Source organism: Luteibacter sp. SG786, assembly GCF_011759605.1.
In the GTDB taxonomy this organism is placed as follows: Bacteria; Pseudomonadota; Gammaproteobacteria; order Xanthomonadales; family Rhodanobacteraceae; genus Luteibacter.
On the sequence record NZ_JAAOYX010000001.1, the window covers coordinates 2,636,637 to 2,644,850 of the forward strand.

The 8,214-nt window shown below is 65.0% G+C and carries 9 protein-coding genes; 7 read left to right on the forward strand and 2 right to left on the reverse strand.

Going from position 1 to position 8,214, the window contains the following annotated elements; all coding sequences use genetic code 11:
• Positions 1–10: 10 nt before the first annotated feature.
• Positions 11–604 (reverse strand): TetR/AcrR family transcriptional regulator, encoded by a 594-nt coding sequence (locus FHS47_RS11850; protein WP_208381923.1) that lies wholly within the window; start codon positions 602–604, stop codon positions 11–13.
• A gap of 128 nt (positions 605–732) precedes the next feature.
• On the opposite strand from FHS47_RS11850, the gene FHS47_RS11855 reads away from it, so the two are divergent.
• From FHS47_RS11855 to FHS47_RS11880, 6 genes are all read left to right on the forward strand, one after another.
• Positions 733–1,263 (forward strand): DUF308 domain-containing protein, encoded by a 531-nt coding sequence (locus FHS47_RS11855; RefSeq protein ID WP_167027441.1) that lies wholly within the window; start codon positions 733–735, stop codon positions 1,261–1,263.
• Between the two features lie 115 nt (positions 1,264–1,378).
• Positions 1,379–2,677: a phosphoribosyltransferase family protein gene (locus tag FHS47_RS11860; RefSeq protein ID WP_167027444.1), complete on the forward strand. Its 1,299-nt coding sequence runs from the start codon at positions 1,379–1,381 to the stop codon at positions 2,675–2,677.
• 109 nt (positions 2,678–2,786) lie between these two features.
• On the forward strand, positions 2,787–3,233 hold the full coding sequence (locus FHS47_RS11865) for an Hsp20/alpha crystallin family protein (RefSeq protein WP_167027447.1): 447 nt from the start codon (positions 2,787–2,789) through the stop codon (positions 3,231–3,233).
• Between the two features lie 68 nt (positions 3,234–3,301).
• Positions 3,302–4,579 carry an erythromycin esterase family protein gene (locus FHS47_RS11870; protein WP_167027450.1) on the forward strand — a complete coding sequence of 426 codons (1,278 nt, stop codon included), beginning with the start codon at positions 3,302–3,304 and terminating at the stop codon, positions 4,577–4,579.
• Between the two features lie 244 nt (positions 4,580–4,823).
• Positions 4,824–5,420, forward strand: a complete 597-nt coding sequence (locus tag FHS47_RS11875) for an OmpA family protein (RefSeq protein WP_167027453.1) — start codon at positions 4,824–4,826, stop codon at positions 5,418–5,420.
• Between the two features lie 146 nt (positions 5,421–5,566).
• Entirely contained in the window at positions 5,567–6,184 is a 618-nt protein-coding gene (locus tag FHS47_RS11880; protein ID WP_167027456.1) for a phosphatase PAP2 family protein, read from the forward strand.
• Positions 6,185–6,226: 42 nt separating this feature from the next.
• Here FHS47_RS11880 and FHS47_RS11885 read toward each other — a convergent pair whose 3' ends face one another.
• On the reverse strand, positions 6,227–6,751 hold the full coding sequence (locus tag FHS47_RS11885) for a LuxR C-terminal-related transcriptional regulator (RefSeq protein ID WP_167027459.1): 525 nt from the start codon (positions 6,749–6,751) through the stop codon (positions 6,227–6,229).
• Positions 6,752–6,969: 218 nt separating this feature from the next.
• Here FHS47_RS11885 and FHS47_RS11890 point away from each other — a divergent pair, with 218 nt between their 5' ends.
• Entirely contained in the window at positions 6,970–7,920 is a 951-nt protein-coding gene (locus tag FHS47_RS11890) for an MBL fold metallo-hydrolase (RefSeq protein ID WP_167027461.1), read from the forward strand.
• Positions 7,921–8,214 lie beyond the last annotated feature (294 nt).

An 8,214-nucleotide genomic window follows, 5' to 3' on the forward strand; every position in this document is an offset into this window, starting at 1 on the left:
TCGCGTAGGATCAGCGCGGCGAGGCCGCTCCGGCATCCGTATGGAGCAGACGCCGCATGGCACCCTCGACCACCTGGGTGAACTTGTCGGGCTGGCCGTAAGCGCGCGCGAGAATCATCGCGCCGTACACCGTCGACATGAACGACTCGGCTTCCACACTGGCGGCGCTCTTCAGCGTGAACACGCCACGCTGCGCACCGGCCGTGAGTACCGTCTCCAGCCAGCGCGACAGGTCGCGGAAGTGCATGCGGACGCTTTCGGCGAGTTCTTCCGGCAGGCAGTCCAGTTCGCTGGCCAGCATGCCCGCGACGCAGAAGGGCGCCGACGCATCGGCGATGCACTTCTCCCAGTAGCCGGTATACCCCTGCAGTTGCCGCAAGGGGTCGAAAGCCTCGCTTTCCATCATGCGGATCTGCTCGCCGATGATGCCGCGCGACTGCTCGACCACGGCCTTGGCAAGGTCCGCCTTGGCAGGGAAATGGTGATGGATGGACGCCTTGCGTACCTCCACCTGAGCGGCGACGTCGGCGTAGCTGAAACCGCTGTAGCCACGCGTCTGGATGAGGTAACGGGCGGAATCGAGGAGCTTTTCACGGGTGCTCATGGGTGACAGCCTACCAGTAGGTCGGGTGCTTTTCAAGGGCTGAACAGCGTTTTTCCTCGTTGCGAACTAAATAGTTGACTCTAAGCCTACCGACTAGTAGGTTTGCGCTCCCCAGTGAGGACAATCCCATGAACTTCCTTCGTAACTACTACTACCTCCGCTCAGTGGTCTCCTTTTCCTGGGTGGCGCTGGTGGTGCTGTTCGCCCAGCTCAACGTGCCCTTCGCCTTCAGCGCCACGTTGATGGTGCTGTATCCCGCCTGGGATGCGGCCGCGAACTTCGTCGACGCCCGGCGCTCGGGCGGGCTGCGCGCCAACCCCGGCCAGCGCCTGAATGCCGCGACGAGCACGGCGACGGCTGTCGCACTCATCGTGGCGCTCATCAGCCACGGAACGGCCGGCGGAGTGCTGGTCTTCGGTATCTGGGCCCTGCTGGCAGGCTTGTTTCAGCTGTGGGTGGGCATAAGCCGCCGCAAACTGGGCGGTCAGGCCTTCATGATGCTCAGCGGCGCGCAGTCCGCGCTGGCCGGTGTCTTCATGGTCATCAAGTCGTTTGGCCATGAGCCGAGCATTGTCGGGCTGGCTCCGTATGCCGCCTTCGGCGGCCTGTATTTCCTCCTCGCCGCCTTGCGTCTTACCTTCCGGACGGTACGCGCGTAATCGTCGTTCGCGATTTTCCCGGCTACCGCCCGCATGTTGACCGGCGTCAATACACGTGGGCAGGGACGGAGGTTTCATCGGCATCGTACCGTTCGCCACGATGTCGGAGGGACGCATGCTTCCTGCCACATACGAGGCCTTCCTCGACCGGAAGGATGCGGGTGAGCAACTCGCCGCCGCCCTGGCGGGGTTGCGCGGCACCCGTCCGCTCGTGCTCGGGATCCCGAGGGGCGGGGTGGTCGTCGGTCGGGTCGTCGCAGACCACCTCGAGGGCGATCTCGATGTCGTGCTCGTACGCAAGCTCGGCGCGCCGGGGAACGAGGAATTCGCCGTCGGCGCGATCGACGAGAGCGGTCACCTGGAGATCGGCAGGGAAGCCGGTCAACTGGGACTCGGCGACGCTTACCTGAGCCGCGAAGCATCGCGGCAATTCGCGCGCATCGAGGAGCGGCGCCAGCTCTATAGCCCGCACCGTGTTGCGCACGACCCGAAAGGCCGCGTCGTCGTCGTCGTGGACGATGGCCTGGCCACGGGAGCCACGATGCGCGCCGCCCTGACCGCCACGCGGCGACATGGTCCCGCCCGGTTGATAGCGGCCGTTCCCGTGGCTTCGGCGGACCGGATTCCATCGATCAGGGCATTGGCCGACGAAGTGGTCTGCCTGTCCGTGCCCAGGCACTTCCGGTCGGTGGGGGAACACTATCTTTCCTTCCCCGCGGTCGAAGACGCCGAAGTCATCCAACTGCTGAAACCCGCGGGTCATCCCGCGACCGCCCCTTTCGTCGGCGGCATGCGCTTTGCAGTCGATGGCGTCGTGCTGGAGGGCGATCTGCACGTTCCGGCCGACGCGAAGGGCTGCGTCGTATTCGTACACGGCAGCGGCAGCAGCCGGCACAGCACGCGGAACAAGCATGTGGCGCGTGCGCTCGAAGACCGCGGGTTCGCCACATTGCTGTTCGACCTGTTGAGTCCCGACGAAGACACGACGTTCTCCGAGCGGTTCAACATCGCGAAGCTGGCCCGCCGGCTCGACGGCGTGCTGAACCGCCTGGCCGACGAGCCACATGTGGCAAGCATGCCTGTCGGCCTGTTCGGCGCGAGCACCGGGGCGGCCGCGGCGATCGCGGTTGCGGCCCACCGTGACGACATCCGGGCGCTGGTTTCCCGCGGCGGAAGACCCGACCTGGCGGGAGCCGTGGCGCTGGCCAAGGTCGGCGCGCCAACACTGTTCATCGTTGGCGGCGCCGACACACAGGTGATAGCCCTCAACCGCCAGGCTCTGGCGGCAGTGACGGGTGTCGGAGAGCTGCGACTCGTGCCGAACGCAACGCACTTGTTCGAGGAGCATGGCGCACTGGAACAGGTCGCAGCCATGGCCGGGGACTGGTTCGCCCGCTGGCTGCCTCAAGGTTGACCGCGGTCAATAGGTACGGGCGCGCGATCGCGTAGGTTTCGAGAAGGCAGCCCCGGCGCGCCATGCCGGTTCGGATGCCGTCCGTAGAGCCAGAGAGGAGTTACCGACCATGACGAGCATGATTCGCTGGAATCCACTCAAATCGCTGTCGGGCATCGATCGTTTTCCCGACTTCGATGACCTCATCCGCAACACCTTCCCTCGTACCTCGTGGGGCAACGCGGAGATCGCGCCCGACATGCGCATCGACGTGACCGAAAGCGACGGTGCGTACAAGGTGAAGGCGGATATTCCAGGTGTGGACAAGAAGGACATCGACATCTCGATCAACGACAACCAGGTGGCCATCACCGCCGAGGTGCGGCGTGAAACCCGCCAGAAGGAAGGCGAGCGCGAGATCGTGACGGAACGTTCCTTCGGCCAGGCATACCGCGCGTTCACCCTGCCGGCCGCCGTGTCGTCGGACAAGGCCGAGGCGCATTACGAGAATGGCGTCCTGACGCTCACGCTACCCAAGAAGGAAAACGGAAGCGCACGGAAGTTGAAGGTCAGCTGAGAGCCTTCGTGCGCCTCTCCATAGCGGCGGGGAGGCGCATCTTTCTTCCAGGCCCATGGGGGCATCCGATGAACGAACACGCGCAGATCGCGAGCATCCGTTCCGGTGCCACGGTGCTGGAAGGCGATGACACCGACTACGACGACCTCGTCGAACGCGCCGGCCAATGCCGGATTGTCATGCTGGGGGAGGCCACCCACGGTACGGACGAGTTCTACCGGATGCGGGCGGCCATAAGCCGTCGCCTGATCGCCGAGCGGCAATTCGACGCCGTTGCCGTCGAAGGCGACTGGCCCGATTGCTGCCGGGTGGACCGCCATGTGCGTGGCGGAGGCGACGACGGCGCCTCTGCCTCCGGAAGCCTCTCGGATTTCCAGCGATTCCCCCGTTGGATGTGGAGAAACACCGCGGTAGTGGACTTCGTCGACTGGCTCACCGCCCACAATGCGTCGCGGCCGAAGGCGGAGCGCTGCGGCTTCTACGGGCTGGATATGTACAGCCTTTACCGCTCTGCGGACGCGGTGATCGACTACCTCGCCACCGTCGACAGCGAGCAGGCCGAGATCGCGCGGCACCAGTACGCCGCGCTCGACCATGTGCGCGACCCGCAACGCTATGGCTATGAAGCCGTGCGCGGACTGCGCCCGGACTGCGGCGAAGCGGTAAGGCAGCGGCTGGCGGAGCTGGTGCAGCGGCAGGGCGAATACAAGTCCGCCGACGTTCCGGATCCTGAGGACGCCTATTTCTTCGCCGAGCGGAATGCGTGCGTCGTGGCGAACGCGGAATCGTATTACCGCGCGATGTTCGGCTCGCGTGCGCTCAGTTGGAACATGCGCGATGCGCACATGGCGCAAACCCTGATGGCCTTGCAGGCGCACCTTCGCGCACAGGGACGGGAAGGGCGGGTCTTGGTCTGGGCCCACAACTCGCACGTGGGAGACGCCCGCGCCACCGAGATGTCGCTCGGCGGCGAGTACAACCTGGGCCAGCTGATGAGGCTGGTGCCGGCGGCAGGACCGGTGTTCCTCGTGGGTTTCACGACCTATACGGGCACGGTGCGGGCCGCCTGGGAGTGGGGCGGCGAGGCGGAAAGCAGGCGCGTGAACGAGGCCGTGGAGGGTAGCTACGAGCACGTGTTCTACCGTAGCGGACTCGAGGCATTCTACCTTCCGTTCGCACATGATGCCGTTGCGCCGCTGGACGGGCCGCTCCTTGAGCGAGCGATCGGCGTGCTCTACCTACCCGACACCGAGATGCAGAGCCATTATCTGTATTCGCGCATGCCACGGCAGTTCGACGCCGTGTTCCACCTCGACGAGACCCACGCGGTCGAGCCGCTGGATTGACCGGGCGGTCAACGACCCTGAGACGCGGGGTTGACGTAGATCAAGGCGCCTGCTGCGAGCCGGCGGATGATCGATACCGTCGAAGTCCCGCCGACGCGATTCTGGCGGACACAGGCAGCCGGCTTCCGTTCGCCGGGCGCATCCATAAGGCAGGTTGGGAACTCCCCGGTCACGTGGCTCGATGCACCAAGTTTCACGCATCCGACGAAGCCTCGTTCATCCACCCATCAAAGGAGAACTAGCCATGCGTTGTCATCGCCGTGTTTTAGTGATTTCGTCGTGTCTGCTGGCGGTCGCTCTCACCGCTTGCCATGGATACGTCAAGAAGGCCGATTTCGACTCCACTGTCGCCGAACTCCGTGCCAACGACCAGAAACAGCAGCAGGAGATCGACGGGCTCACCGAGCAGATGCGCCAGCGCTTCGCCGACTACGACGCGAAGATCGCTGCCATGAAGGGGCGTATCCGCGTGGACGCCGCGAGCCATTTCGCATTCAACGACTCCACCCTCCGCGAGGAAGACAAGCCCTTGCTGGACGACTTCGCAAAAGTGGTATCGGGCAATTTCCCGGAAGCCGTCATCACCGTCGAGGGCTTCGCCGATCCGGCGGGAAGCACCGCCTTCAATCGCCGCCTTGGCCAGGCACGCGCCGACGCGGTACGCGATTACCTCGTTTCCACCGGCGGTCTCTCAGCGGACAAGGTGCGCGCCGTGAGCTACGGCGAAGCGCGGAATCGCCAGGTGCTCCCCGGTCAGTCCGGTGAGGGCGGCGAGCCGAACCGCCGTGTGACGCTGGTGATCGACTATGCCGGTGCGATGGCGGGAGCTTCCGGCGGATAAGCGTGCTTTGACGCTGCCGTGGCGAAGGGCCTGGGAACCATCGCCCCGCCACGGTGGCGGCATCGTCGACCGACACTGCGCTTCGGAAAGGAAGCCGGGAATGGAGTCACGCGTTCCGGTGAACCCTTGTTCGGAGGTATACGGTCATGCGTATATCCCTTCTGATCCTCCTGCTCGCTCTCGCTCCGGTGGGGCAGTCGCTCGCAAGTGGCGGCCCCCTGGGCATCGACCATCGGCTGCACTACGACAACAGCGGCATCTGGAAGCGAAGCAACCAGAAAGCCCTCGTCTACGGCAGCATCGTAGGAATAGGGGCGGGCGCACTCGCGCTCGGAGACGGGAGCGAATTGGGTGATACGTTCTGGCGTTCCGTCGATGCCATGGTGATCAGTGGCATCGGGACGCAGGGACTCAAGTACGCCTTCGGCCGCGAGCGACCTTCGCAGACGAACGATCCCAATCGGTTCTTCAAGCACGGAAAGAGCTTCCCCAGCGGTGAGGTGGCAGCACTCTCCGCGGCGGTCACGCCGTTCATCGTGAGGTACGGAGACGACCATCCTGTCGTTTACGCGCTGGCGCTGTTGCCGGCCTACGATGCGGTGGCGCGCGTTAAGGTCCGTGGACATTGGCAGAGCGACGTGCTGGCCGGCGCCGTCATCGGCACCGGCATCGGGATATGGGCATCGCGTCGCGATTCACCCCTGATCGTGGGCTGGCTGCCGGGCGGTTTCAGCGTGGGGTATGTCCATCACTTCAAACCATAGAGCGGCAGGTCTGCCGCACCTCGGCTCATGCAGCGCCGTCCGCTACCTGAGATAACCCCGTTCAAGCGCGATGACGACGGCGTGCGACCGATTGTTGGCGCACAGCTTGCTCATCGCGTGGGACAGGTGCTCCTTGATCGTCTCCGGCGACAGGCCGAGGCGGAGGGCGATCTGCTTGTTTTCGAGGCCCGCGGCGACGCCCTGGAGTATCAGTATCTCGCGCTCGGTGAGGGCCTCGGTTCCCGGGTGATCGCCAGGCTGCGTGGCAAGAAGACGCCAGCCCTCGCTGGTCAGCATGTCCTGCGTGTCCGGATTCTGCCGCATGTAATCGACCGCGAAAGCACAGGCAGGCTCCACGAGCAGGCCTTGCTGCCGTGCCTGGGCCATGGCCACACGCATCAGCTGGATACCCACGCCGTTGGCGATGAGGTTGTCGGAGATATCGACCCGGAAGAAGCTCAGTGTCTTCCCGTCATTCCGGTACCAGGCGCTCGCGGTCTCCTGACCGAGTTCCGCGACGAAGCGCCCCTCGTCGGGCACCTCCCTGATGACGATCTCCGCTGCCATGCTCGCGCCATGGAATGGCCGGAAACCCGGCGACCGGGGAATCCTAGCCTGTGGGAGACCGGAACGATTGCACTATTGGGTCAGCACCGGATGTCTGGTTTTTGCGCTGTGCATGTCCGGTTGGCCTTCGTCGGAATACATCGGCGCACGTCACCTTTCTGCAATCCCGGCGCGTGCACGTTTCGCACACTGCGGCCATCCATCCACGGGTGTCTCCCATGTCCGATAGCTACCACGCCGCCGGCCGTCATCGGCTCAGCGCAACTATCTCTCTGCTGTTCGCACTGGCGGCGGCTTCGTCGGCACATGCCGCCGATGACGCGCCCGGTTTCTTCAAGATGCCGCTGGGGAAGGTCACCGTCGTCGCGCTCTCCGATGGCAACTTCACGCTTCCCGCATCGGGCCTGATGGTCGAAGCCCACAAGGGTGAGGTCCAGAAGGCTCTGGCGAAGGCACATCTCGGCGACGGTGTGCCGACATCGGTCAATGCGTTCCTCATCGATACCGGCGACAAGCGCATCCTCATCGACTCCGGTTCCGGCACATTTCTCGGTGCCACGCTCGGGGAGGTCAACGCGCACCTGCGGGCGGCGGGTTACCGTGCCGACGCGATCGACGAAGTGCTGATCACCCATCTGCATGCCGACCACGTGGGCGGGCTCATCGACCAGGGCAAGATGGTGTATCCGAACGCCATCGTGCGCGTCGACGCGCGGGAGAAGGCGTTCTGGGAAGATCGCGGCAACGCGGGCAAGGTCGATGCCTCCGTGCAGGCGACCTTCGATGCGGTGGCCACCGCGCTCAAGCCGTACGAGGCCGCAGGCCACGTCAAGGTTTTTCATCCGGGCGACGTCGTCGGACCCGGGATCACCGCAGTGGACGAGCCGGGCCACACGGCAGGCCACACCGGCTATCGTGTCGAAAGCGAAGGCAAAGTACTGATGGTCTGGGGTGACCTCGTCCACCTTGCCGTGGCGCAGTTCCCCGATCCGAAGGTCACCATCCGCTTCGACAGCACGCCGGCCGCCGCCATCACCACCCGAGAGAAGGCATTGCGGACAGCGAGCAAGTCCGGCGAACTCGTTGCCGGCGCGCACATCCCGTTCCCGGGTATCGGGACGGTGCGGAAGGCGGGTGCCGGTTATACGTGGGTCCCCGTTGGGCCGTGATTGGCAACATAGGTTCTTCGTGCCGATCGTTGGTGCTTTGTAGCCAGGTTCGTGTGGGGTTCGCTTCGTAGGGTGGGCTCGCCTGTTCGGCCTCGCATCGGCGCCTGTGCCGTTGCCTGAAAGCCGGCAGCCGTCGCCCTCGCCGCGAAGACTTGCGTCGTTCCTTGCGAAAGGAGAGCCGCTGCGCGGCTGGTGTCTGATGGCTTCGCCGCGGCGGACCCGGGCGTCCGGGCGGGGGTTTCCGACTCGGCCTCCTGCCTCGGCGGAAACGGCGGGCCGTCCTGGCCCGCCCCC